Genomic DNA, 25,960 nt, shown 5'->3' with positions numbered 1-25,960 from the left:
CGTGGACGGAGAGCGCTTCGTGCGAACCTCTCAACTGGATGTCTCTACTTATCTTTCACCAATGGTTGGAGTGACGTTATGCGACACGTTTACAAAGGCGCGGGAAAGCAACGGGTAAAGACGCTGAAGGATTTGCACAAAATTTCCGATGATGCGTAATTGGCGTACGGCAACACGGTTGGCACAGGCTATAACGGGCGCGCGCCCAGGACGGGTTCGAACGGCGGAGGTAGTTCTTCTCCCGGTTGACGGGGTTTGCAAAAAGCGGAGGCCGAGGTAGAGCTACACCACGCAGGCTAACAGGAGGGGCAGCGCCATGGAAACCGCCGCAATCGACAATCGCAATGAGTTCGCGCTCTGGGCAATCGAACGGGCCCACGCAATCGTATCTGATCAGGGGACAGCGCTGGCCTTAGCGGCTCGTGAGAGTGGAGAGGATGCGATCAGGGAAGCTGGCAATGCGCTAGGCAAGGAAATTACACATGCGCTCTTGGAAGTCTTTGACGGACTGCTGCCCAGCGAAGCGTCGAAGGAGCGTGACTAGCATGACCGTCGATGACCGAGAGCTAATGACGGAGATCAGTGCGCAAGCTCAGATCGCAGAGCAAGGTCGCCCGAAGGTAGCTGACGTACTAGCGTTGGCAAATGCACTCCAACGCGACTTCCCCCACCGCAGCGTCGATGAAATTCTCACGAAGCTGAAGAGCGTCTGGCGGGCGAGAGGCCTATCCTGGAGTGGCGAGTAGCACTATCATCTTATCGCTTGCCGCTAACAGGCTGATCGCACCGACAATATGAACAATTCGCGTACGTTTTCCTCGGTGAGATAGAACCGTTGGGCTTTTGCCAGATGACGTAGTTGGAGAATGGTTTCAGGCCATCATATCCTGCGAATAGGTTTGATGTTATATTTCAGCTTCGTTGCCGCTTCCAGTGACAGGAACCCGACATAATGATTGAAAGTGACACAAGGCAGGCAGATTGGCGTCGAGCAAACCCGAAAAAATATGATGCCCATTTGGCGGTGCAAAGAGCGCTGAAAGCTGGACAGTTGGAAAGACATGCCTGTGAAGTCTGCGGTATTGCATCGGTCGACGCACATCACGACCGATACGAGGAGCCACTGCACGTCCGTTGGCTATGCCGGCGACATCACACTCGCCTTCATCACTTTGGTGAAGACATGTTTCCAATCAACTCATGTGGGTAAAACGCCGAGACTTGGCAATCCTAAAGGGCGTGAAGCCAACGACTCACCATTATCGTGCCAAGACGCAAGATCTTCATCAATAGCCGAACTGAACAACGATGCTCAACGATCCTTCAAGCTCGTTTCGCGCACCACGCTCATTGCCAATCCGCTTCGTTGGCTATAGGTTTGCCCAGTGGCAATCAGCTGCTGAACCTTCGAGGAAAAGTGTATGGCAACTGGTACAGTCAAGTTTTTCAATACGCAGAAGGGTTTCGGGTTCATCGCGCCCGAAGGTGGAGGTACGGATGTGTTCGTGCACGTCTCCGCTATTGAGGGTGATGCGCTGAATGAAGGGCAACGTGTGAGCTACGATTTGGGTCAAGATAGCAAGACTGGAAAATCAAAGGCAGAAAACGTTCGGGTGCTTTGAGTCGCGTTCATGACTTTGCAGCGGCCCGTTTCACGAAAGTTGCTGCAGTGGTTTGCCTATCCGGAAAAAAGACCGGCAAATGACGATGCAGTTCCTGACATCGTCTTTACTTTTTTGGACGGATCCTGTCGTTAGACCAGCGTCCAGAAACTTATCGTTGGGTACAAATCGGGGTATCGCGAGCGAATGCAACATAACAAATGCAGCGAATGCCGCGCATCTGACCTAAGCGCAACGACGAACAGAAGCTTGGAGCAAACCAGATTGTCTCCCCTTGGGCCGGCGCAGATCTCATAAGCATGACGGATCATTTTGGCGGAGCGAACGTGAAGAGGGTGAAAGATTTGTCAGTCCAGCCCTGATGGAACCAGGGCGAGTCCTGAATGTGAGATGCGGTGACGTACATCGTCGACCGCAGAACGTAGGGACTTCGCAGCGATATTCGCCGCACACGACTGGACGCGCATCCTCTTCCTTTTCAACGCGCTGATCGGCGCATCGGTGCTGTGGCTCGTTCTGAGCTCTCTTGTGCAGGTCTACTCCGCCCTCCGCGAGCGGCATGCCCTGGCGCCCACCGTCGACTTGATGCCCGGCGGCACTGGCGACGCGGCCGACATGCTGGCCCGGCTGAGCCCGGGTGGGGATTTCAGCAACACCACCAGCGAACTGGGCAACCTCGTGCGTCCAATCGCAATGGCCAAGGAGGCCCCACTTCTATCCCGCTGCTGTTCTGCTTTCGCTTTAGGGAGCCCCTCTATTCAGAGTCGCGGTTCAGCTTCATATTGCTCGACCTCACCACGCTGATCGATACAGCCCTCGATCGGCAAGCATAGCGTACTTGTGCGCTCGGCACCGGTCGCGTCGCTGCGCGGATGTGCCCGGTTACTGCTCGAAACGCTGGATCGACATTTCCCGACAATAGACGGCGCGAACGCCGGCGCAGCGCAGGCATGATCTTGTAGAGCCGCTTTGGAGGTAATGCAGAGCGCCGGGATCGGACGCAACCAGATCCCAAGCGCTATGTCGATCAACGCGGCCATTGAGAACCGCTCGTCCGCCGCGTCGGGCCGACGCTGGGATAGCCGCAGCCCAACGAATGAAACGCCTGAATTGGTCAAGGATCAAAATCAATAAAGGCGGCGTCCACCGCGTCGGTGTCGCCTCGAATGGTTCGAATCGAAGATATCCTTCACGATAAGGACAGCGCTTTCGAGCAAGCGGATTATTCCCCTTCCCCTATAATCAGACCACCTTCAGCGTCGTCAGCACGCCACGATTAAGGGAGTTCGCCACTGTGCAGACTGACCATGCATGCTCAATCAAGGTCTTTGGGTCGGACCCATCCAATGTCGTGCATCTCACGGACAGGACGGCGTTGGTGGCAACCAGGGGCGCACCATCCAGTTCCAGTTGTACCGTCACGGCTATTTCTCCGATCTCGATACCGAGATCGTGGGCCACATAACGGAGGTCATTGCAGTAGCAACCTCCCACTGCCAAAGCGAGCAACTGGCCGCCATTGAAGCCGAGGCCCATTCCACCGGCCTTTCCTTCTTGCCTATCGACCACGATCGTATGGCCGCCGGCCCAACCGACTGCCGCTTCCGTTCCCGCCACATTGCGCAATTCCACGATCGACTGGACCATTATATTACTCCGTCCGCATGGGGTCTCTGCAGTTAGGATAGTCGATTACGGCCGAAAATTGGGAACGGATGACCATCGTCTAAAATACCTCCGGCTCATATGCGCGGAGGCCATGCTCCTTGGCGAAAAGGACGCAGGCGCCATACGACCCACGCGGGTCGTATGCGAAGCCTTTTTCCGCCAAAGCCTGCATAATTTCACGAATACCTGACAATCCGTAGAGATGATCGTGCAGCTCTAGAAAGACCCGCTCGATGCCAAGAAGCTCGGATCTTCCAAGGAGATCCTTTTCGGCCCCCTCGATGTCCATGACCAGAACATTTATGGAGTGGTCGGATATAAATTCATCGATGTTGGCTGACGTCAGTGATATTTCCCGTTGGTACGGTCCTTGATTTTTATCCATGGACGACATCCAGAGGTCCTCTCGAACATAGAAAGACGAGGTACGTGGTTCGCCTGCCGCTAGAAGACCTGGGATCAACACGACATTGCCGAGATCGTTTGCATCGATCACGCGTCGTGCCAGCGTTGCAGTCGAGGGATTGGCCTCAAATGACCAGACCTGCACATCAGGAACTTTAGCTATCAGCGAGGTTATCACGCCGAGCCCTGTCCCAAGCTCCAGCACCCGGTCATGCGGTCTTACGGCCTTGCAGACCCATTTGGCCTCTTTCGCCTCATAGCTCCCACAGGTGAGCGATTGCCAAATAATCGGAGAAACCTCGTCTTGTGACAAAGGTATCGTAATCCCATGAATCGTCAGCAAATCCAAACCAAACTCCTTCGGTCTGTGTGGGTTGAGGCGGCAAGGTGGAGTGACGACATCAGGACACTATGGGGACACGGAATGGACCGCACGGTCTTACATTCTGCCGGACACAGCTTGGGCATCGATCAGGTCTTCGTCCTCCATAGACCCAAACCGGTGACCTATTTGGCGTAAATGGATCAACTGCGCCGCTGGTACGGGCCTGCCAATCAGGTAGCCTTGGACCTGGTCGCATCCCACCTGTTTGACGCATGCGAATTGTTCCTCGGTTTCGATGCCTTCAGCGATCGTCGTCATTCCCAGGCTTCGTGCGACGCCGGTCACCAGTTCCACTATGGCGATCGCATCTGCGCGGGTCGTGATATCGCGGATGAACGAGCGGTCGATCTTGATTTTGTCGAAGGGAAAACTCCTCAGGCTGCCCAGTGATGAGTATCCTGTGCCAAAATCGTCCATGGCGATCTGAATGCCAACAGCTTTCAATTCCTTCAAAGTGTCAAGCGTCTGTTCGTTCTTGTCCAGCAGCACGGATTCAGTGATTTCCAGCTCAAGTCGACCGGGCTCGAGGCCACTTTGAGAAAGTATGGCGACGACGCTCTGAATAAGATTTCGACTGCGGAATTGTACGGGGGACAGATTGACCGCAACTTTCAGCCGCCTTGGCCATCGAACCGCCTCCGTGCAAGCCGTTCTCAAGACCCAGCCTCCCAGTTCATGGATTAAGCCGATGTTTTCTGCCACGGGAATAAATTCAGAAGGAGGTACCTCGCCGCGGACCGGATGAAACCATCGCATGAGGGCTTCGTAACCGCGAATTTCGCGAGTGGTAGTGTTTACTTGCGGCTGATAGAAGACCTGCAGCTCACCTTTGCGCAGCGCCTGCCTAAGATCTGCTTCGAATGACTTCTTCTCCATCAATCGTGTTTGCATCTCGGATTGGAAGACACACGCATGCGCGGAGCCGAAAGACTTTGCTTCATAAAGCGCCAGGTCCGCATGTTTGAACAGCTCATCGGTCCCGGAGTGCGCGTTTGATAGAGCAACACCAACGCAAGTGCCGATTTTTATTTCTCGTTCGCTGATCTGGTACGCAAGACTGACCACATCCATGATTATACGGGCAAAATCCAAAGCCTCTTGCTCAGTCAGTCCTGCAGTCAGAATGGCGAACTCATCGCCTCCCAACCTGCAGACGAGGTCACCTTCGCGACTGAGTTTGGTAAGGCGGATTGCGACTGCCTGGAGAAGACCGTCCCCCACATCATGCCCCAACGCATCGTTGACATCCTTGAAGCCATCAAGGTCAAGCAGAAAGACCAGAGCAGTAGGTCCACCTGCCAGCGCTGTTTGCAACCGTGCTTCCAGATCCTGCCGAAACAAAATACGATTGGGCAGCCCGGTAAGAGCGTCGTGATGGGCAACATGGTTCAGTCGGGAATTTTGGGACTTCAGTTCCCCTGACGCCTCACTCAGATTGTCCGTCAGGTCCTTCATCTTGCGGTGAGCACGATTCAAAAGTCTGTTGTGGCGCAGGAGCAAAACCACCAGGACTACCCCGCACAGGATCAGGCCCCCTGCCAGACCAGTGTAGATCAAATGCAGCTGCCGTAGCTCCTCCTGTGCAGCATCAATCAAGGCCACATCGTACTCGACCGCTGTGGATGCAAGCGATGTCATTGATGCATCCAAGGCTGCCAACGATTGCAATATAGTTTTGAGACGATCCGTGTCCAAGGCGTCAAGCTCTCGATCGAGCATGTCGAGAACATTGGCGAGCTTTACCAGGAGCTCGCGTCGTTGAGGGTCTTGCTCCACAAAAACACGAAGATTGCCCTGCTTCAGGAGTTCGGCTCGGCCGATCATAATGTCGAGACGCAGGCGAACCTCATCCCGGTCAACCCCTTCCACACCCAGAGCATAGGCGGCCAGGCGATGTTCCAGTCTCATATATTCGGAAACGGTCTGGCCGACGGCCCAGGAGTCATTATAGCGGGCAAACTTCTGCAGCGCTGTTTGCCGCTCGGCAATGACATAGGCGATATAGGCCGTGGCCACGACGAAGCAACAAATGATGATCCCGAGAACCCGTTTCACTTTCGTCTTTACTCGATAATCAGTTTTGCTACCTGCCACGCTGACCGGGTGTAATAGGTTTGACTTTGCAGCTGCGGATCGCTCTCGTAAGGATAAACAATGAATAACGGCCCCTTATCGCGAACGGGCATGTAATTGCCATCGCGTTTGAGGGCAAGCACGACCTTGAATTTCTTGAAGTCCTCCATGGGAATGGTGGTGACGTAATCGTTCAGCGCAATCGCAGTCATCTTCGTTCCTGTGGCTCCCACCAGTTGCATGAGCTTATCAAGCGGCACGCCCTCGAAGCGCACGCGGCTGTCGTACCAGGGAGTGGTTGTTTCTATTGTCTCCAATCCGATATTTTCCAGCATGGTTCGATCAAATTCTGCCGCGGTCCCATTATTCGTGTTTTCGATCTTTCCGGATATGCTTAGAATTGCCTTGCCTTCAGGCTTGGCAAGCGACCCGGCGGACGCATTTGTGATTGTGGCAATCGACAAGGCGATATAGGTAAAAAGGCGAATGATGTTCATTTCCGTTCCTCGATTTACTTCGCATAATAGATCATATGGATTAGTTTCACCATCAAGACGCGACGCTTTAGTGAATCGCAAGTGAACTTTTGGCATCCGCCATTCCGTTTCCTGTAGTCCGCACGGCTCGTGGATCGACGCTCAACCAGCGTTGGCGCAAAACAGAGGCTAAATCAGTGCCTTATTAGCGACGACGTTTTAATCGTCGCGTGTTCAAACCATTCTAGAGGGCGGCCATAACACCATCTCCGAAATAGTCGTAGCGTCGGTAATGACTGGTGGCGTGATGAAGCAGCGACTTAAGCGGCAAAGTTATGGATCAACGCAAAAAGTCTGATCTCCTTTGCCAAGTCGCAAATTTCCTATAACTCTTCTCGGATGAATATACAGGAGACAGATTCGGCTATTCCTAAACAGTACGACGTACAAAATGATCCTTTTATAGTGGCTGAAGTCGAGCGCCTGCTGGCTGGCCGAACGCGCGACATCCGCCTTAAAGGCAAAATAGGCCGCGTATTTCGAAACCGAATCTGGTCGCAAACTGCCAAGATTATCCGGGCCTGGATGATCTGGGTCGCCGTGCTGGGCGTTTTGACGCTGGCGCTCAACTTTTTCATGCTGCCATCAGAGGTAGCGCTACCTATGCTTTTACCCGGCTCTTTACTGCCCCCAGTCGCACTCGGTGTCGCCTTCGTTTGGCGCAAACCTCGCCCGCCCTGGCTCCAGAGGAGCGTCCTCTTGGCTGGATGCTTCTTATCCTCTTGTCTGTTGCATTGGTTGGCACGAGCGCCGGCGGAGAATTCTACGAACGGCATCTGAATATTATGTTGTTCGTGGCGATCACAGCGATCATCATCTTTGCAATTCCCCTGTCGTTGACGATAACGATTGCCGGTATTGCACTCGGCCTCTATCTCGTCTTTCAACTGCACAATCCATATCTGAAAGTTGCAAGCATTGTGGATGCCACGTTGTTTTTTGCAACGGGCATCATCGCGACAATTGCCGCGCGACGAACGATGACCATTCTCGCCCAGAAGACCTTTCTCCTCGAACTTAGGGATAGGCGCCGAGTCAGCCAACTCGCGGAGGCAAATGCCAGGCTCGAGCAGCTTGCAAGGACTGACCCCTTAACCGGGATCGCCAACCGACGCTGGATGATGGAAACGCTTGAGCGGCTTTGGAGCCGTAGCACGGAATTCGGTGGTGGAGCCGCCATGCTGATGTGCGACATAGATGACTTCAAGAATCTGAACGATCGACTTGGCCATGCCGAGGGCGATCGATGTCTCATCAAAGTGGCTGGCATCATTCAAAGCAATATGAGACGAGAGCGCGATCACGTCGCTCGTTATGGTGGCGAGGAATTTCTTGTCGTTCTTCCTGAGATGGAGGAGCAGGAAGCCCTTGGTGTGGCTGAACGTATTCGAGAGAGCATCGAGGCGGCCGCCCTTCCGAATCCTTCAATCCGTGCCTCAAATTGCATCACACTCAGCATCGGCGTTGCAGTTCAGGCACCCGGCGACAGCATCTTACCAGAGCAGCTTCAGCGACGGGCAGACGCGGCGCTATATCGTGCCAAACAAAACGGTCGCAACCGGGTGGAGCTCCATAAACTGGGTGGCTGACCCCCGCACACTCAACCGCATACTGCTGTCTTATACAGAGCGCTGAAGCCAGGCGGGTTGCTCCTTGCCAGCTGTAAGGGGTGACATCGATGTGTGTAGCAATCACGACCGCTAGTTCAACTCCTCTCTCGGATGAGCTCAGTCTGGCCGATCTGTCCGCGCCCCTTTCCGAGCAAGGTCTCCACGTCTCCACTTTGCAAGCCGATGCGACCGACCCGCTCACGCTGCGCAAGGCGAACGCGGAGGCCAAACGGATCACCGGCGGGCTGAAGGGCGTCCTTTTCAATGCCGCAGTCGTTGCGGGCACAGGACCTGTTCAGCATGCGCGACGACGAGGTTACGGACTGCCTCGCCACCAATGTTGCTGCGGCCTTCACACGATCCGGGCGTCAGTCGAGCTGTTCGGTGAGCACCCCAACCTGCTTCCGGTCGCACTGATGTCACCGGCGACAAACAGGCGGCCGCAGCGGCGAAAGCCGCGATCGATCGCTTCGGGCGTGTCGATATCCCGCTCAACAATGCGGGTTTCGGACTGATGGGCGCTGTCGGGGAGGCGACGGTATCCGAAATAGAGGCTGTCTATCGCACCAATGTGTTCGGCCTCCTCAACGTAACCCGTGCTGTGCTGCCCTTCATGCGCCGGGCCATCAGCGGCAAGATCATCGGCGATTATGCAGACACTGTCGGCGAGGTCCGCACGATAGCCGCCGGTCTCAGCCATTCTATCTGAATGGCGCACCGGCTCGGTATCGACCGACTTCGCCGTCGGCTCATGACGACTTGCGTCTGGTTAAACTCGTCCGATAGGAGGCCCGCTTTCGGGTCTGCCAACGCCTTGAGGGAACCAACCGCCACCCTGTGGTGTTCCCAAGCCCGGAGATCGCCAAGCGTGCTCAATGGACCTTTCGCACAGAACCCCGAGCATCTCAAACATTGCGGCGTGTGTCGCGTCGGCGCGTCGGCGTTCGCCTTGTCCCAAGCGTACATGATGTTCGTGCCTTCGCCGGGCTGCTGCTTGATGCCATTGATCATCTCGAGTTCAGCAACACCGGTCGCCGCCAGGGCGGAGGGTACAATGTCGATCATGTGCTGGAACTGCCGGGGGATACCACCCAGATCGGTAATGCGGCCGGGCACGACATTGCAACGCCCTGCGCCGTTCCACCCAAGTGCGGCGGCACCTGCTTCACCCATTTGAACGCAGTCTCCATCGCCCAGGCGACTGAGGCACCAGACTTGCCGACCAAGCCTGCCCGAGAAATGACCTAAACGTCGCCACTCCATGTAGGATACAGTAGGTTACGTGACTATGACCCGATGATGTGTCAGTGAGGACATTGGAGGAGCAACATTATTTTGGAGCCATCCAATATGTTGCACACGTCCACAGAACAGTTCAGCCCGCCAACGAGGGAATATCCATGCGAAATTCCATGACGCTCATCGCTGTAACGTCCGTAGCACTTTTGTCTGCGACGGCAGCCTACGCACAAAACCAAAATCCTCTTCCCAAGGCCAGCGACGTGCTAGTCCGATATGGAGACGATATCGAGGGATGGACCGTCTATACAAATCAAACCCGCGGTGACTGCCTGATCGTGCGCTCGGATGGCCCCAGTTCGGTGCAAATGGGTGTTACCGCAGATCAGGAGGTCGGGTATCTCGGTGTGTTCACGAAGCAGGATATCGGCCTAAGGAACGGCACCACCTCAGACATCTTCGTCTCCATCGACGGCAATCTCTACAAGGGCGTCGCCACCAGCACGAGCGGCGAACTGAAGGGCGGCTTTTCTGGCGGCTACATCCTGACAGACGACCCTAAGTTCAAGCGCGACGTGGCGAAGAAATACACAATGATTGTGTTTCCGGAAACCAAGGGGACCTTTATCGTAGATCTCAAGGGGACCTACAGGGCAATGGCAGCGGGCCGCAAATGCCTCAAGCATTGACTTGCCACTCGTAAGCGAACGCACTGCACGGGGACAGGGGCATCTTCCTGCTTTCGTCTTGTCGATCCCTCGATATTCGTGATGATGATGGGGACGATGGCGATTGAAGCTGCGTGCAGGGGCGTATGTCTGTTGAGGTTTATGCATCGGGCCACGCTGGCTTCTCCAAACAGAGCTCCAGTCTCCCGCTTAATCGGCTCCCAAGTGAAAGTGGCGAGGGCGGCATCGCCGTCACCAAAGGATTCGCGCTTGAGAAGCGCTTTTTGACGAGATCATTGAGCTGGCAAAGCACCACCCTGCGCCTGGCCTATCGGGCTGGTCTCGCAAAGGTAGACGCAAGCTGGAACCTGCTCGTTACGGAAGTCAGAACCGCGCAAGCCCATGCCGTGGTGCCTCTCATTTTCAGAGCGTGACAAGTCCACCCCGTCGGGGCTCTCCTAGAACTTCTCCCTGAACCTGCGGTACCATTGACGCTGTAGCTCTCCGCGAAGTTGGACAGCTGGTGTTGAGAGAGACCTTGCTGTAGAGCGGGCATTTGTCATGTTCCAGTTATAGCTGCCGCCGGCGCCGAGATCCCGCAACAGGATGACGATCGGCATAGGTTGCGCAGAGACCTAGTCGTGGGGGACTGAGTAGATCGTCAGAAGAACAACGACTCCAAGCGCAACCACTACAATCAGAACATAATATTCCATTGGCGGATCATTATCCGCTGGCGCGAGAAAGTCACGGCTAATTAAGGCATTAATGAATATTGGCTATCCGGGGTCACGGAACTGGGTCGCAAAGGGAGTCGTTTGCTGCTGATGAAAGAAAGACCGTTCAAGGAGTGCGCATCATGACAGGCCAGCCAGGCTGGATGCGCGTGGTCACCTCTGCTCTTCTCGATGATCCGGTGTCCGCAAAGCAGCAGGCGCGAAACAACCCCGTCCTAGCTTGCCCGGCCAGACCCTACAGTCAACAACGCCGCCCCGTCTTCTCAACCACGCCAAAGAGCCAGTCGACTCCCCTGTCCATCATTGCCGCCTTGGTCGCGACGGCCAGAATCTGATCGCGCGGCCGTGCTAGAGGAATCTCGGCAATCTCAAGGTCGAGCCGCCCTGCATGTGTCTCCGCCAGGCGTCGGGGCACCGCAGTCACGAAATCCGTCCCGGACAGCGTCAGCATCGCCTGCATAAAGTTGGGTACAGTCAGAGCGACCCTGCGCGAACGGCCGAGCGCAGTGAGATAATCGTCAAACATGCCGTAACTATCGCCTGTAAGCGATACAACGATATGCTGCATTTCGCAGTACCGATCGAGTGAGGGATCTTTGGGATAGCCATGACCGGCCCTCGTCACAACGACGAAACTCTCTTCGTACAGCATCGCCCTTGTGAAGCGGGCGGGTACCGACTGAAGGGGCGCAATTGCTACGTCTAGGGTTCCCGCCTCCAGCTCATCGAGCACAGGCTCCCAGGCGGTCTGAAGGCCTCTTGCCCTGTTGGGCGGCAGAAGCTGTCGTACGCCAAGATCGATGTGCGGTGCGGACAACTGAAGTTCATTGAGCAGCGGCGGCAGTAACACCGCTGAAACACCATCCGGTGCGCCAATCGTAAAACGCCGTCGTGATGTGGACGGATCAAAGGCTTCGGCTGTCGAGACAATCTCGCCAATGCGCGCGAGCACGTCCGACACCGGTTCCCGCAACTCTATTGCACGGACGGTAGGCACCACGCCCTTCGGCATCCTGAGAAACAGCGGATCGTTCAACAACCGCCGCAGCCGCTTCAAACCATGACTGACGGCCGAGGGCGAGAGATTGAGCTTCTCGGCAGCACGGCCGACATGGCGCTCATCGAAGACGATCGCGAAAAGCACGAGCAGGTTAAGGTCGATACGGGCTAAATTAATTTCTTTCATCATGTCGTTGAAATCATATCATTGGATTCATCATTATGCATCTGAAATGTTGCGACCACCAATTGTGGTCCAGCAACATAGGAGCTTGAAATGTCCTGGAAAGTGAAAACGCCCGCCAGTCCGGAAGCCTTTCTGGAAATCGCATGGCTGGCTGGAGGTCTACCCTTTGCACAGGCGGATCGCGGAAGGACGGCCCGCAACCATGCGGGTCACGCGATTTCAGACTCAGTAAATCCGACCAAGGTTATATCGGGTGAAGCCGTTGTCGAATTCTGGCGTGCAGCAGGCCCAACACTTTGGTTCGCCAAAGACGCCGACTTCGACCGCCGGTTTCGAGAGCGATTCCTTGATCTGCACGAGGCGGCGGCCCGCGGCGAGCTTTCCGATTGGCTTTCGACACCGACAGGGGCGCTGGCGTTGGTCATTCTGCTCGATCAGTTCCCGCGCAATGCCTTTCGCGGAACGCCGCGCATGTACAAAACGGACCAAATGGCGCGGGAGATTGCCAGCGATGCGATAGTGGCCGGTTACGACGAAGCTATCGAAGCGGAAATGCGCCTGTTCCTGTATCTGCCGTTTGCTCATTCGGAAAGTCTGCCGGACCAGTTGCTATCCGTAGAGCTTGGCAAGCGCCTTGGCGAACCGAACCTTTCACATGCCCGGCGGCATTGCGCCATCGTCCAAAGGTTTGGACGCTTTCCGCATCGCAATCCGATTTTGGGGCGCACCATGCGCCCTGAAGAACAGCAATATCTGGATGAAGGCGGTTATCGGGGCTAGCGGACGCTCGCCGCCTGCGGGGACTGCCCAAAAATCCCGCGAAATTTGGGCAATATGCCGTCACCCATAGTCTTGACCAGCCGTGATGCAAGGCGACTTGTGGCTGGAACGTATCCTTGAGATCGGTCTGGAAACGGGCACGCGTTCCCTCCTCATCGATTTGACTTCAACGACGATAACCGACGACATTGGAAGCTGCGAGGCGGCGTTCGCATCGAAGATTGCCAGGGACATGACCGATCCAAGGCGTGCCGAGCAACAGCAGCATATGCTGATCCGTGAAAATGACCACAGGATCAAGAACCTGTTTGCGCTTGCCAGTGGAATAGTTTCGCTGAGTGCCCGCTTCGCCGCTACGAACTTGCCGCAAACGCCAGTAAAAGATTTGATAGTCTGCCGGTACCGCGCTCCTCCACCTCAGGTGATCGCCTTGAGCAAAGTGACCACGCTTGGCGATTTGATCGGCACCGTCATACAATCCTATGTGGGCCCGAGCAGCAGGTATGAACTATCCGGACCAGACATGAAGATTTGTGGATCGGCTCTGACGAGCATCACATTGCTGTTACACGAGTTTGCAGCCCGTACCCCCAATGTTGTCGTCTCGCCAGTTCTGATTCACGTTTCCGCTATGACCGGAAGCTCTGGATATTCGTGCCGTTTGCACAGCTTGCCGTCCATTTTGGCTTGCTGCGCATTATCGATCTGTTCGCTGACGATCCTTCGCCGAGTAAGCCAAGAGCGGGTGCCGCTCCTGGTCAGTGGAACCAGTGCATCGAAACCAATTCCGCGCCCGAACTATAAATTGCGTGATACTCCGAACATGCAGGGTGTAGGATCGGTCTGCCGGTTGAAATCAAAATTTGCTTGATGACACCCGAGGCGGCGATTGCTCAACCTCCACCAAGAGCTGCCAGCCGATCAACCGCCGCAGCAAGACCACTAAGTGAAATCGACAGCGTGGCTTCCTTCGCATCGACACTTTGTACTTTGACCTTGAGAGAAGTGCCGGTTCTCAAGGTAGCTACGGTTTTCGCGTCGAAACTGAGCGGCACCAGGCAACCGGCTGGCAGACAGGTCGAAAAACGCAACGGTTTCTGCGGCGCAGCCTCATCGATCTGAAGTGCAGCACCCGCGTCGAGGGTTAGCCCAAAGGGCAGGATCAGGTTGCCGGAAAGGGTGCCATCGCTCTTCCCACGTAGTTCGATAGCCATAACCCGTTGACCGTTCTGCTGCATCTGCTGTTGCGACACGACACACATCGCCTGTGGCGTGCCTTGGCAGTTCAGGCTCCAATCCTGGTATGTCTCCTGCAGTGAAGTGGCGCCGCCAGGCAAAACTGAGCGCGCTTCCTGTGCCAGGGCCGGGGCTGTTAGGAGGGGGGTCACCAAAGCTGCGGTTGCAGCCAATTGAGCCAAACAGGGTATGCGCACGCGATTACCTCTCTGATGCTGACGCCGTAGCTTCTGAAAACGTTACGTGAGTTGGTGTGCTGTCGATGCGATCAGACAGACAGCATCGTCGTGGATCATATATATGCTCCTCACCAGTTCACACTGAACCCGACTTTAGCGCTTATGGCGTTGTTGTCTGACATATCTTCGAAGCTTCCTCTCGCTATAGCCTCGCCATAGAGGGTATAACGGCTATCTGCCCAGCTTATTGAACCGCCGAGCCCGAGCCCGCCCCACAGGGCCTGGTTCTGGCTGACGAGACTGACGCCGGACACATTGACGTCGGAGCCGTCGAGGAAGTCATAATAGAGATTGGCGATGCCATAGACATGCGAGCGGCTCGCCTGTCCTGCCGCATTTGCCCATTGACTCTCATAGTCGACGGACAAGCCGAGGCGTCCGATCAGGCCATCGCTGTTGCCGAGCGCCACGCCGGCACCATACGGGTCGGTGAAATCGACAAAATCCACTGCGGAATAAGCAAGCTGAGCCTGCGGTGTCAGCGACCAATTGCCGTCAAGCGCGATCTTCTGCCCCGCCTCTATGCTCAGCGCGTAACCGAAGCCGTCATTGCCATTGGCAAGCGTGCTGCCGAGTGTGGCCGACCGGATATCGCTGTCATACCAGGTCGCCTCGGCCTGGGCGTCGATGTATAAGCCGTTGTTCCCGTACCATGTGAGCGTCCCGCCGAACCCATAGCCTGTAGCGTCGATCGAACCATTGCCGAAGAGCGATGACACGTCCGCGGAGACCGTTCCGTAATGGACGGTGAGCCCTCCGATCAGCATACCGGCCCCGCCTTCGTGCAGCAGGCCGTCGAGGCCTGCCTGCAGCTTCCAGGTCGACACGTCATAGTCAGCCGCCGTTGTAGAGACATCCGGATCGAGCTGGCTGTGGGCTGCCTGGATGCGGGCCCAGATGGCCTTGCCGTCAACCGGGCCTTGGCCTGGAACGTCTGCCCCCTGCGGTGTAGCGCCCTCACCCCAGGTTCTGTTGCCGACACGCTGTTGCAGCGTGCCGAGTTCATTGAAGCTCTGCAGGACGCCCGCATAGGCCTCATAAAGCGGCAAGCCGGGTGCGTAGAGGGGCTGCGGCGCGGGATTGTCGGGACTGAGATAGGTGGAACGCAAGTACCAGTCTCCGTCGTTGGGAGTGCTGATGCCGTTCTTGTAGAGCCGGTAGGCATAGGCACCACCCACCGCGGCCTGCTCACCGTCAAAGACATAGTCGCCTGCCAGTGAAAAGCTGCCGTTCGAGGCGCCGCCGACATCGACGACCTCTATGCCGTTTTGGGTCTGCGCGCCGCCGCCATCAAGGTTGATAACCTTGACCCTGGTCGTGCCCGCGGTGTTGCCGGAGACGACAAGCCGATCGGTCGGCGAAGCATCCCCGCCGAGAACGGTCTCGATCTCCAGCGTGCCGCCGCTGCCGGCATAGTCACCGGCGACCGTCAGGGTGCCGATCGAATTGCCGGGCGCTATCGTACCACCGTCGAAGTTGTTGGTATCGCAAACGGTGCCCGTGCCTTGCAGGCGGGCACTCGAGCGAACGTTAACCTCGCCGCACAGGCTGCCGTTGACTGCGAGAGTGCCACCATCAATCGAGGTGACGCCTGCAAAACCGGAGCCGTCGGAGGCAAGCACCATCTTGCCGGTGCCGGACTTGACGAAACTCCCGCTGCCCGAGAGGGTTCCGTCGAGGGTAAGTGTGGTTGCATCATCGGTGAGGAAGGTCCCCTGCCCCAGCAGATCGATGTTCCGGCGGGAGATGAAGCTTGCCGTCGTATGCAGCGTGCCGCCGTTGAAGCTCAGGGCACCGGCCGCGTCGCCAAGATTGGCATTGGTCGACACCTGCAGCGTGCCGCCATTGATCGCCGTGCCGCCGCTATAGCTGTTGGTCCCGGTGAGCACGAGCGTCCCGCGATCGGTCTTGACGAGTTGCGTGTTGCCGCTGAACTGTGAGGCGATGGTCGCCGTGATGTCTGCACCGGCGCTCGTGCCGTCGCCAACGCGGATGGTCGATGTCGCCCCGCCGTCGAGGGCAATGGAACCGCCCTGGATGAGATAGCCGTCGGTCGTGAACTGCATGCCTGAGGCCGTCACCTGGCCAGGACCGTTTTCGACCGTCACCTTGCCGGGGGCGCCTGCGAAGATGGCAAAGGAACCGTCCGAGAAGGGAGCATTGATGATGCCCGTCGCATCGGCCCAGCTGTCGTTGCCGCTCGCACTCTGCCAGATACCGTCTCCGCCATTGACGACGCCGTCAAATTTCGGACCGGCAGCGCCGTCCCAGTAGTTCAGGGTCAGCCCCTGCGCATTGACGAGATTCACCTGGTTGGCGATGGCCGTCTGAACGAAGTAATTCGTCGAAGGAATGCTCCCGACCGACAGCCCATTATTGGTCAATGCGCCATTGTAGCTGAATACGCGGTAGATGCCGGGGCCGAAAGTGCCGCCTGTCGAGACCGAGACGTTGAGCGTGCCATCAAGGACGAGGTTGCCGCCAACGGTGGTCAGATCGTTGAGCGTGCCGCCAGGAACATTCGCCTCGCCGAAGCTGTAATTGAGGATCGAGCCGCTCGAAAGCGCAAGGTTGCCGCTGATGGCGAGTGTGCCGGGCGTACCGTTTGCGGAACCGGGCGACAGCGTTGCCCCGTCGGCCACCGCGACGTCACCGCCGATGACGCCGTTGCCGCCGAGGCCAGCGCCGACTTGCACCGAAACGGGCCCGGTTGCCCCGCTTTGGTCACCATCGACATAGAGCCCGCCCGCACTGACCGTCGTTGGGCCAGAGTAGATGTTGTTGCCGGACAGGATCAGCGCCGCGCTGCCTGCCTTTGTTAAGCCGCCCGTGCCGCCGACCAAACCTGATAGCGTCAGATCGGCATCGGTCTCCAAGATACCGCCGCCGGCTTCGAGCACGACACCACGAGCGGAAGCAAAAGCGGCCATATTGTTCAGTGTGCCACCATCAAGGTTGAGCCCGCCGGCCGCATCGCCCAGATTCCCGTCGCTCGCCACCTGCAGCGTGCCCGCGTTGACGCGGGTGCCACCGGTATAGGTGTTGGCGCCCGTCAGCACGAGCGTTCCGAGGTCGGACTTCACCAGCTGCGAGCTGCCCAGGAGAACGGACCCGATGGTTGCGACATAGCCTGCCCCCGGCAACGTCCCGTCGCCGACCCGGATGGTCGACTGCGGCCCGACCAGGGTGATGTTGTCCCCCTCGATGAGATAGCCGCTGGTGGCGAACTGCATGCCAGAGGCCTGCACCTGGCCGTTGGTGTTATCGACCTCGACAGTTCCCGCCGCGCCGGCAAAGATAGGAAAGCTGCCGTTGGAGAAGGCTGCATTGATATCGCCGGTCTCATCGCTCCAGTTGTCGTCGCCGGCGGCGCGCCAGACACCGTTGCCGCCATCGACCAGAAAGTTGTCCTTCGGCCCGCCATCACCGTCCCAGAAGTTCAGCGTCATGGCGCTGATGTCGACCAGGTTCACTTGGCCCTCGACTGAGGTCTGCACCACGTAATTGGGTGAGCTCCCCGCGAGCCCCAGATTGGTCAGCGTCCCGTCATAGCTGATCACGCGGTAGATGCCCGGCCCGAAATTCCCGCCCGCCGTCTCGGCAACGTTCAGCTGCCCGTCGAGCAGAAGATCGCCATGAACGACGGTCAGATCGTTATAAGCACCGCCGACGACACCCCCCTGGCCAAAATTGTAGTTGAGCGACGCGGTAGTTCCAAGTGTGAGGTCGCCGTTGATGGTCAACGTCCCGGGCGCCGAGGCCAGGTCACCCGGGTTCAACGCCCCGAAGTCCTGCACCGTCACATGTCCGCCGATCGTCCCTGTGCCGCCCAGCACGCCACCGGCCTCGACCGTGGTGTCGCCGTTTGCCGACGACTGGTTGCCATTCACAATGAGCGTGCCTTCGCGCACGTTGGTTGCGCCGTCATAGCTGTTATTGGCGGTGAGAACGGTGATGCCGCCGTTGATGCCACCGTTGCCGTTCTGCTCGATGCCGCCTGTGCCGGAGATAAGACCGGCAAAGCTGTAGGTATTGTTGCGGCTGAAGATGAGCGTTCCGTTGTTGGTGACATCTCCGTTGATAGAACCACCGGCGCCAGCATTGCCCAGCCGCAAGGTTCCGGCCGCAATGGTCGTTCCGCCGGTATAGGTGTTGGTATTGGTGAGCGTCAGCGTGCCGTCACCGTCCTTAATCAGCGCGCCGGTACCGCTGATCGACCCGGCAAGCGTCAGCGTCGTCAGATTGTCTGTATCGAGCGTACCACCACCGGCATTGAGCAAAACGCTGCGCGCCGAATTGAAGCTGGCAGTACTGTTGAGCGTGCCGCCGTTCAAGGTGATCCCGCCAGCAGCGTCACCCAGATTCGCGTTGTTTGAAACCGATAGCACGCCGCCATTGATGACCGTTCCGCCCTGATAGGTGTTGGAGCCGGTCAGCGCCAACGTGCCCGCACCCGTCTTGGTGAGCGATCCGGATCCGCCGATTGTGCCATTGAGCATCAAGCTGTCGAGCGTATTGAACGTGCCGCCAGCACTGGCGATCGTTACCGTGCGGTTCGAGACAACTGCGGCCGTATTGCGCAGTGTACCGCTGTCAAGGCTGAGCGTCCCTGCGGCCGCGCCGAGATTGGCGTCTGCGGATATGTCAACAATGCCGCCATTGACAGCAGTACCGGAGGTATAGGTGTTGCTGCCTGACAATACCAGGGTACCGAGGTCTGTCTTTACCAGTTGCGTCGCACCGGAAAGATCCGACGAGATGGTGGCAACGTAACCTGCTGAAGCACTCGTGCCGTCGCCGACGCGGATGACCGACTGGAGACCAGCCTGCGTGCTGTCGTCGACCAGCGCGATGCCGTCGCCATTCACCACATAGCCATTGCTGGCAAACTGCATGCCGAGCGCTGCGACCGACCCGCCGGCGTCATAGACGGTCACCGTGCCGGCCGTTCCCTGGAAGATGGCAAAGCTGCCATTTGCAAAAGGTGCAGCAAAAATGCCGCTACTGTCGGTCCAGTTCTGGTCGCCCGCGGCGCGCCAGGTGCCGTTGCCGCCATTGACGGCTCCGTTTGAATGCGGGCCGGCATCGCCGTCCCAATAGCTGAGTTCAAGTCCGGCCGAATTGACAAGGTTGACCTGATTGGCAACCGAAGTCTGCACGAAATAGTCGGGATCGGTGACGTCGAGCCCGTTGTCGGCCAGCGTTCCGCCATAGGTGAAGACGCGATAGACGCCTGGCCCGAACGTGCCGCCCGGCGTTTGGCTGACGTTAAGCGTCCCGTCGAGCGACAGGTTGCCGCCGACGTTGATGAGGTCGTTGAACGGACCGCCGGGCACATTCGCCTGGCCGAAATTGATGTTGAGGTTGGAATTGCCGAGCGCCAGGTTACCGTTGATGGTCAGTGTCCCCGGGGCATTGCCCAGATCGCCGGGACTGAGCGTGCCGCCGTCGGCGATCGTGACGCTGCCCCCGATGATGCCGGTGCCGCCCAGAGTGCCCGTCGCCGAGACATTGGTTGGTCCGCTCGCGCCGGACTGGTTGCCGTCGACGAAGAGAGTACCGGTAGTGACGTTGGTCGCCCCGGAATAGGTATTGGCGCCGGTAAGCCTCGTAGTGCCGCTACCGAGCTTGTTGACTGAACCCGTGCCGGAAATGACGCCGGCAAAGGCATAATCACTGTTCAGGTTGAAAGCGAGCGTGCCATTGTTGGCGACAGTCGGCGTCGTCAAGCCACCCGCTACCACGCCGTTGCCCACCTGGAGCGTCCCTGCCGAAATAGTCGTGCCGCCGCTGTAGCTGTGATTGCCGGTGAGCGTCAGCGTGGCCGTGCCCTGCTTGTTGAGGTTCTCGAAACCGCTGACATAGCCGCCGTCTAGCGTTCGAGCTGCGTTGTTGATCACCTGCAGCGTGTCGCCCGCCCCCGTCTCGCCGCCGGTGCCGGCATTGACACCGGTGCCGCCGAATACGGCGGTGTCATTGAGCGCCAGCGTATCATTTCCGGCGCCGAGATTCAGCGTGGCGGCACCCGTGTTGAGGGTGCCACCCACATTGACGACATCGTTGCCGGCACCGAGGTCTCCATTGGCCCGCAACGTGCCACCGGCATGAACGATGATCGTGCTCGAACCGGCGTCCCCCGTGATCGTGGACGTGGCGGCAGCCGGCCCCTGCACCGTACCGTTCACCGTCAGCGTGCCGGCACCGTTGATGGCGATGGTCGAGGTGGTCAGGTCGCCGTTCACCTGTAGCGTGCCGGCACTGATGCTGGTCGCGCCTATGGCGTTGCCTGCCGCGGTGAGCACAGTTGTTCCGGTGCCGACCTGCGCAATACTGCCTGGGCCGCTCAGCGTTCCCGTGAAGTTGAAGGAGTCGCTGCGGTTGAATGACAACGTCGAGGTCGGGGAATTGACGATCACGTTGCCAGCCCCGGCATTGCCTGATGTGCCACCATTTCCGACCATCAGATTGCCATTGTTGATAACGGTGTTGCCGGTGAAGGTGTTGTTGCCGGTCAGCACCCAGGTGCCGCTGTCGTTCTTGGCCAGCGTTGTGACGCCAGTGCCGGCATTGCCGATCGATCCGGCGAGCGTGTTGTTGCCTGTGTTGGTGCCGCCGAGCGCGATCGTGCGCGCCTGGTTGAGGCCTGCCAGGGTCACCGGTCCCGTGTCGGTGAAGACCACTGCACCGGTGCCCGAGGATTCGACGAAGGTGGTGCCCGCCGAAAGCGTGAACAGGCGGTTGGTGGTATCACCCGCGCCGGTGTAGCGCAACGTTGACCCATTGCCGATCACCAGATTGGACGCGGCGGCCGACGACGCGCCGACGCTGCTCGCCAAGCCGCCGTTACTCAGCTTGTCGACGCCGAGCACGCCGCCGTTGATCGTGGTGATGCCGGTGTAGGTGCTGCTCGGATTGTTGAGAATCCAGGTGCCCGTGCCGGTCTTGGTGAGCGCGGTGGTGCCGCCAGCCGGGTCGTCAAGCCGGGCTGAAAGCCTATTGTCACCCGTATTGGAGCCCGCAAGCGTCAGGGTGCGGCTGCCGCTCCCGGTCAGCGCGACCGGCGCCGTGCTGGTGAAATTTATAGCGCCGGTGCCGGAGGCGTCGAGGCCGCCGCCACTGCTGCCCAATGTGAATTGTCGATCGGTACTGCCGGCTGCGCCGATATATTGCAGCGTACCACCATTGAGCACGAGATTGCCCGCGCCAGAGGTGGAAGCGCCGATCGAACTGTTGATGCTGCCGTTGCTGAGGCAGGCGACCTGCAGCCAGCCGGACGCCACTGTCGTGCTGCCGGTGTAGCTGCTGTTGCAGCCCGCGAGCACTTGGGCTGCCCCTGGGCCGCCAGACTTCACGACGTTTCCTGTACCCTCGATCGTTCCGGAATAATTCAGGTTGCTGCCGTTAGTGATCGTCAGCGTCGCGCCGCCCAACAGCACATGGCCAGGGCCCGCAACGCTCTGAAGGTTCAGTACGCTGTTGTTGTTACCCGCGAGATCCAGCGTTGCGTCTGCGCTGTTGAACGCCATGCCGCCGGTTCCGAAGGCGCTGGCGGAGCCCGCGCGCAACGTGCCGGCATCGACGACGGTACCACCGCTGTAGTTGTTCGTGCCGGAGAGTGCGAGTGTGCCCGGACCAAATTTCCTGAGCCGGCCCGCACCGGTGACTTGACCGGTGAACCCGAGCGTCGTCGTGCCGGATGAGACGGAAATGCTGCCGTCACCGCCGCCAAGGGTGAAGCCGCGGTTGGTCGTGACATTGGTTCCCGTATAGGCTAGGGTCCCGCCGGTAAGGACGAGATTGGACGAAGCGCTGCCGGACGCACCGATGCCGCTTGCAAGGCCGCCATTGGCGAGACAGTTCACGCTCAGCGTTCCGCCGCCATTCACTGCGGTGGCGCCCGTATAGCTGTTGTTGCAGCCTGTGATCGCCTGAGTGCCACCCCCCATCCGCGTGAAGGCGCCGCTCCCACTGATCGTGCCGGTGAAGATGCCATTGGCACCGCCCGAGGTGAGCGTCGCCGAACCCAGAATGACATTGCCAGCGCCGTTGAGCGCGCCGACAGTGTTGGAAAAACCGGCAAGATCCAACGTCGCGCCTGTGGCGACATCCATCAGCGCGGTCTGATTGCCGAAGGCCTGAACGGAGCCGGCGCGCAGCGTGCCGGCACTGACCGTCGTTCCACCCTGATAGAGATTGGTGCCGGACAGCACCAGCGTGCCGGCGCCTTGCTTGACCAGGCCGCCGGCGCCTGTCGCCACGCCGCTCATCGTCAGCGCGGTCGCAGCGTTGCTGACATCGATCCGGCCGTTGCCCGTTCCCAGCGTGAAGCCTCGATCGGTGCTGGCCGTTCCGCCGGTATATTGCAGTCCGCCCGTGCTCTGGAGCACGAGGTTCGTGGAATCCGCAGTCGACGCGCCGAGGCCGCTCGCCACACCGCCGTTCGCCAGCGTGTTGACCGAGAGGGTGCCTGCCGACACAGTCGTGACGCCGGTAAAAATATTGGCGGCGTTCGCCAGCGTCAGCGTGCCCGCGCCGGTCTTGATCAGGCTGGCGTCATCGGAGCCGACGACCACACCGCCGAAGGTCAGGTTGGCGCCGCTGTTGTTGACCTGGATCGTTCGGGATGGACCGCCGTTCGTAAGCGTGAAGCCGCGATCGGTCGTCCCCGCACCTATACCTGTATATTCCAGGGTGCCGCTCTCGATCACCAGATTCGCGGAATCCGCCGTCGATGCGCCGATACTGCTTGCAACGCCGGCATTGGCGACGCTGGCAATGGCGAGCGTGCCGCCGCTGAGCGTCGTTCCGCCGGCGTAGGTGTTGGCACCGGTCAGCGCGACTTTACCGGTGCCGCCCTTGATGAAGCTGGTGGCGCCGCCATTGTTGACGATCGTCGATGCGATCGTGAACGTGCCGGTGCCCGTACCATTGTGAAGGGCGCCGAAGGGGCTGCCGCCGGCGCCGCCGGTGAGCGTGCCGCCAGTGATCGTCTGGCTGGCATTGCCAACGCTGGAAGCCAGGATGATCGTGCCGCCCACACCGAGCGTGTTGCCGCCGCCAATGGTGACCGTGGAATTGGTCGCGGCGGTATATTTGAGGCCGCCGAGCTGCACGTTGCCGGTGACGGTGTTGAAGAAAGCGGTATTGGCCGCCCCTCCGGCGTCACTGACGACATCTCCGGTCAGCCAGGTGCTCGCATCGTCCTTGTTCGCATAGCTAGTGAAAGCGGTGATGGTGCCCGCTAGCACTTGCGCATGGTCCGTACCGTTGACCGTCGCCCAGCCAAGGGCTCCGTCGCCATTGGTCGTGGTGATCGCGCCGCTGGTGGGCAGCGTGAAATCCGTCAGGCCGCCCGAGTGCGTGAGCGCGCCAAGGTTGAGCGTCATGCTGCCGCCGGCGCCGGACGTCGCAATGATGCGGTTGTTGCCCGCCGCGACGTTCAGTCCGTTGAAGGTCTGACTGTTCGACACGCCAGAAGCGCCGACGAGGGTGAGCGTGCCCCCGGCCATGTTCAATGTCGACGCGCTCGAGAGGATGTTGCTGGCCGGTGCTCCGGCCGCCGCGAAATTCAGCCCCAGCGTGCCGCCATTGATCGTCGTGCCGCCAGTATAGCTGTTTTGCCCGGTAAGCGTAAGCGTGCCGGTGCCCCGCTTCAGAAGGCTTCCGTTGCCGGTGATGCTGCCCGCATAGCTGGTGCTGGCGGCGCCGTTGACCGTCAGGTCGCCGCCGTTCAGCGCCACGCTGCCGCCGGTTCCGCCAAGCGATGTGACCGTGATGTCGTGGGTGTTGAGATCGAGCGTGCCGCCATTGACGGTCACAGCGTTGGGTGCGCCAAAGGCCTGATCGCTGCCGGCCTGCAGGGTGCCGCCCACGACGGTGGTCGCCCCGTTATAGGAGTTCGTCCCGCTGAGCAGCCAGACATTCCCGGCAGCGCCGTTCATGATCACGCCGCCATTGCCGGAAAGCACGCCAGACAATGTGTTGTTGCCCGTAAAGCTGCCGCCAAGGGTGAGGCTGTCGACCGGGGCTGCGGCATTGAATGCCACTGTGCCACTGAGGGCGAGCGCGCCGTTACCGTCGTTGAGGACACTGTTGGCGCCGTTGAGCCACAGCCCGCGATTGGTGCCGCCGCCCGTGCCGGTATAGGCGAGCGCACCGTTGGCGAGCGAGATTGTCGCGGCGCCGGCACCCGTTCCCAGCGAACTGCCGGTGCCTTGGTTGGCCAACGAGCTCGCTCTTACGGTAACGCTCTGGATCGTTACGGCGCCACCAAAGGTGTTGGCACTATTCAATGTAATGTTGCGGTTTGTCCCGCCGCCCATGAATATAAACGGTCGAGCTGGAAGGTTGCTGCTGATGACGCCCAACAGCGCCAAATCTGCGGTCTGCGCATCCAAAATGACGGACGCTGCATACCCTCCTCCTGCGGTTATATCTCCGGTTACCGTTAGCGTGCCGCTTCCCTGATTTCTCAGAGCGGAGGAGCCGGTGAAGGGGGCCATGCTCCAGCCACGGTTTGATGTATCGCCGCTACCAATATAGATGGCGGAGGCGTTGCGGACGTAAACTGCGCCGTTGGCCGCCGTGGTCGCCGCTCCCAGGGCGCTCGTCTCGCCAAGATTGCGGATCGATGTAAAGATCAAGTGGGAGCCATCGGTACCTACCGGACCGGTGAAATCGTTGGTGTCGTCGTTCAGCGTTGTCTGCGCGACCAGGGATAAGCCGCCGGACCCGGTGATGTGGGCAGAGCCGACACCCCCACCAATGTAGGAGGAGCCGGAGAGCAGTGTGACAACGCGACTGCTGGCCAGCGCGCCGGTACTCCGCAAGATTGCCCCCGAAGACAGATTGATAGTATTGCTCGCGGCGCCGAGCGACGAATCGCCGCTGACGTTCAGGGTGCCTGCAGAGATGTTGATGCCGCCGGCGAAGGTGTTAGCACCGGTGAGGTTCAGGGCGCCTGCGCCCGCCTTGGTCAGCCCCGCGCTCCCGGCTATCATCGAGTTGACCGTGGCGGTGCCGTTGGTGGTGATCGTCGGTGTCGCGCCACCCAGCGTCAGGGTGCTTCCGGTGAGTGTATATGTTGTGCTGGCATCAAACGTCAGGTTGTGGACGGTGATCGGCACTCCCAGGTTCACCGTGGCGGCGGTGGCTCCGCCAAAAAAAGCGTCGTCCAGTGCGCCATTGCTCCAGGCGCCATAGGGGCCGCTGACGCCATCCCCGTTGGGGCTCCAGAAAGACGCGCTTGTGTCCCATGTGCCCGTACCGCCGCGGTTGGCTGCGGTGCCGTTAGGATCCCAATATCTATCGGCAGCACTCGCCGAACTTGCAACAAGAGCCAGAAGCAGCGTCGCGGTCAGGATGCGTCCCACCGCAGCACGGGGCGCTGCTGAAACGCAATGGGAAAAATTAGGCGCAAAGCTCGCCGCCTTGCCCTTCCACTTCGTCATGCGCCCGCCCTGCAACATGCGTGTACGGAGGATATGTCTGGAGGGCAGCGATGGTCCAGAGGTCGAACAACACCCATGAAATTGCGCGTTCACTCGTGCCTGGTTCATATTTACCCGCCTCGCGAC

The 25,960-nt window shown here is 59.0% G+C and carries 16 protein-coding genes and 2 pseudogenes; 10 read left to right on the top strand and 8 right to left on the bottom strand.

All coding sequences use genetic code 11. The annotated features are described in order from the left end of the window. Positions 1-316 precede the first annotated feature (316 nt). The 4 genes from CU100_RS15185 to CU100_RS15170 all read left to right on the top strand — a co-directional run bounded on the left by CU100_RS15185 (position 317) and on the right by CU100_RS15170 (position 1,622). A complete protein-coding gene (locus CU100_RS15185) occupies positions 317-544 on the top strand; it encodes a hypothetical protein (RefSeq protein WP_106717449.1) in 228 nt (75 codons plus the stop codon). Position 545: 1 nt separating this feature from the next. Continuing rightward, on the top strand, positions 546-746 hold the full coding sequence (locus tag CU100_RS15180; protein WP_106717448.1) for a hypothetical protein: 201 nt from the start codon (positions 546-548) through the stop codon (positions 744-746). A 206-nt stretch (positions 747-952) separates the two neighbouring features. After that, positions 953-1,210: a hypothetical protein gene (locus CU100_RS27275; protein ID WP_106717447.1), complete on the top strand. Its 258-nt coding sequence runs from the start codon at positions 953-955 to the stop codon at positions 1,208-1,210. A 211-nt stretch (positions 1,211-1,421) separates the two neighbouring features. Then, positions 1,422-1,622 carry a cold-shock protein gene (locus tag CU100_RS15170; RefSeq protein ID WP_106717446.1) on the top strand — a complete coding sequence of 67 codons (201 nt, stop codon included), beginning with the start codon at positions 1,422-1,424 and terminating at the stop codon, positions 1,620-1,622. Between the two features lie 1,242 nt (positions 1,623-2,864). Here the strand turns inward: CU100_RS15170 and CU100_RS15160 are convergent. From CU100_RS15160 to CU100_RS15145, 4 genes are all read right to left on the bottom strand, one after another. Further along, entirely contained in the window at positions 2,865-3,269 is a 405-nt protein-coding gene (locus tag CU100_RS15160) for an OsmC family protein (RefSeq protein WP_106717445.1), read from the bottom strand. 79 nt (positions 3,270-3,348) lie between these two features. Further along, entirely contained in the window at positions 3,349-4,044 is a 696-nt protein-coding gene (locus CU100_RS15155) for an FkbM family methyltransferase (protein WP_106717444.1), read from the bottom strand. A gap of 90 nt (positions 4,045-4,134) precedes the next feature. Then, a complete protein-coding gene (locus tag CU100_RS15150) occupies positions 4,135-6,135 on the bottom strand; it encodes a putative bifunctional diguanylate cyclase/phosphodiesterase (RefSeq protein WP_106717443.1) in 2,001 nt (666 codons plus the stop codon). Positions 6,136-6,143: 8 nt separating this feature from the next. Continuing rightward, positions 6,144-6,650, bottom strand: coding sequence for a molybdopterin-dependent oxidoreductase (locus CU100_RS15145; RefSeq protein ID WP_106717442.1), 507 nt, complete (start codon positions 6,648-6,650; stop codon positions 6,144-6,146). 378 nt (positions 6,651-7,028) lie between these two features. On the opposite strand from CU100_RS15145, the pseudogene CU100_RS15140 reads away from it, so the two are divergent. After that, positions 7,029-8,278: pseudogene (locus CU100_RS15140) on the top strand (GGDEF domain-containing protein). A gap of 344 nt (positions 8,279-8,622) precedes the next feature. Beyond that, positions 8,623-8,966 (top strand): annotated as a pseudogene (locus CU100_RS27690) (SDR family NAD(P)-dependent oxidoreductase); the annotation flags it as partial. Here the strand turns inward: CU100_RS27690 and CU100_RS27685 are convergent. Then, positions 8,948-9,472, bottom strand: a complete 525-nt coding sequence (locus CU100_RS27685; protein WP_407070334.1) for a hypothetical protein — start codon at positions 9,470-9,472, stop codon at positions 8,948-8,950. The pseudogene CU100_RS27690 and the gene CU100_RS27685 overlap by 19 nt on opposite strands. A 227-nt stretch (positions 9,473-9,699) precedes the next feature. Between CU100_RS27685 and CU100_RS15125 the strand changes: the two genes are divergently transcribed. Next, the gene (locus CU100_RS15125; RefSeq protein WP_106717440.1) at positions 9,700-10,227 is read left to right on the top strand and encodes a hypothetical protein; all 528 of its coding nucleotides are present in this window, start codon (positions 9,700-9,702) and stop codon (positions 10,225-10,227) included. 125 nt (positions 10,228-10,352) lie between these two features. Continuing rightward, positions 10,353-10,640, top strand: coding sequence for a hypothetical protein (locus tag CU100_RS15120; protein WP_106717439.1), 288 nt, complete (start codon positions 10,353-10,355; stop codon positions 10,638-10,640). Positions 10,641-11,184: 544 nt separating this feature from the next. Here CU100_RS15120 and CU100_RS15115 read toward each other — a convergent pair. Next, complete coding sequence (locus tag CU100_RS15115) at positions 11,185-12,132, bottom strand: LysR family transcriptional regulator (protein ID WP_106717438.1); 948 nt, start codon at positions 12,130-12,132, stop codon at positions 11,185-11,187. 87 nt (positions 12,133-12,219) lie between these two features. Here CU100_RS15115 and CU100_RS15110 point away from each other — a divergent pair, with 87 nt between their 5' ends. Then, positions 12,220-12,909: a DUF924 family protein gene (locus CU100_RS15110; protein ID WP_106717437.1), complete on the top strand. Its 690-nt coding sequence runs from the start codon at positions 12,220-12,222 to the stop codon at positions 12,907-12,909. A gap of 85 nt (positions 12,910-12,994) precedes the next feature. Further along, the gene (locus tag CU100_RS15105) at positions 12,995-13,780 is read left to right on the top strand and encodes a hypothetical protein (RefSeq protein WP_106717436.1); all 786 of its coding nucleotides are present in this window, start codon (positions 12,995-12,997) and stop codon (positions 13,778-13,780) included. A 22-nt stretch (positions 13,781-13,802) separates the two neighbouring features. Here CU100_RS15105 and CU100_RS15100 read toward each other — a convergent pair whose 3' ends face one another. Both CU100_RS15100 and CU100_RS15095 read right to left on the bottom strand, forming a co-directional pair. Beyond that, positions 13,803-14,297, bottom strand: coding sequence for an invasion associated locus B family protein (locus CU100_RS15100; RefSeq protein WP_245419051.1), 495 nt, complete (start codon positions 14,295-14,297; stop codon positions 13,803-13,805). A gap of 155 nt (positions 14,298-14,452) precedes the next feature. After that, complete coding sequence (locus tag CU100_RS15095; protein WP_106717434.1) at positions 14,453-25,834, bottom strand: autotransporter-associated beta strand repeat-containing protein; 11,382 nt, start codon at positions 25,832-25,834, stop codon at positions 14,453-14,455. Positions 25,835-25,960 lie beyond the last annotated feature (126 nt).

It is taken from the genome of Phyllobacterium endophyticum (assembly GCF_003010935.1).
GTDB lineage: Bacteria > Pseudomonadota > Alphaproteobacteria > Rhizobiales > Rhizobiaceae > Phyllobacterium > Phyllobacterium endophyticum.
The sequence above is the reverse complement of the archived record's forward strand: the minus strand, read 5'-3'. Positions and strand labels throughout refer to the sequence as shown.

Excerpts from the sequence above, each read along its gene's own strand:
- CU100_RS15185 (WP_106717449.1), top strand. The coding sequence starts at position 317 with ATGGAAACCGCCGCAATCGACAATCGCAATGAGTTCGCGCTCTGGGCA.
- CU100_RS15180 (WP_106717448.1), top strand. The coding sequence starts at position 546 with ATGACCGTCGATGACCGAGAGCTAATGACGGAGATCAGTGCGCAAGCT.
- CU100_RS27275 (WP_106717447.1), top strand. The coding sequence starts at position 953 with ATGATTGAAAGTGACACAAGGCAGGCAGATTGGCGTCGAGCAAACCCG.
- CU100_RS15170 (WP_106717446.1), top strand. The coding sequence starts at position 1,422 with ATGGCAACTGGTACAGTCAAGTTTTTCAATACGCAGAAGGGTTTCGGG.
- CU100_RS15160 (WP_106717445.1), bottom strand. The coding sequence starts at position 3,269 with ATGGTCCAGTCGATCGTGGAATTGCGCAATGTGGCGGGAACGGAAGCG.
- CU100_RS15145 (WP_106717442.1), bottom strand. The coding sequence starts at position 6,650 with ATGAACATCATTCGCCTTTTTACCTATATCGCCTTGTCGATTGCCACA.
- CU100_RS27685 (WP_407070334.1), bottom strand. The coding sequence starts at position 9,472 with ATGGGTGAAGCAGGTGCCGCCGCACTTGGGTGGAACGGCGCAGGGCGT.
- CU100_RS15125 (WP_106717440.1), top strand. The coding sequence starts at position 9,700 with ATGCGAAATTCCATGACGCTCATCGCTGTAACGTCCGTAGCACTTTTG.
- CU100_RS15120 (WP_106717439.1), top strand. The coding sequence starts at position 10,353 with ATGTCTGTTGAGGTTTATGCATCGGGCCACGCTGGCTTCTCCAAACAG.
- CU100_RS15115 (WP_106717438.1), bottom strand. The coding sequence starts at position 12,132 with ATGATGAAAGAAATTAATTTAGCCCGTATCGACCTTAACCTGCTCGTG.
- CU100_RS15110 (WP_106717437.1), top strand. The coding sequence starts at position 12,220 with ATGTCCTGGAAAGTGAAAACGCCCGCCAGTCCGGAAGCCTTTCTGGAA.
- CU100_RS15105 (WP_106717436.1), top strand. The coding sequence starts at position 12,995 with ATGCAAGGCGACTTGTGGCTGGAACGTATCCTTGAGATCGGTCTGGAA.
- CU100_RS15095 (WP_106717434.1), bottom strand. The coding sequence starts at position 25,834 with ATGACGAAGTGGAAGGGCAAGGCGGCGAGCTTTGCGCCTAATTTTTCC.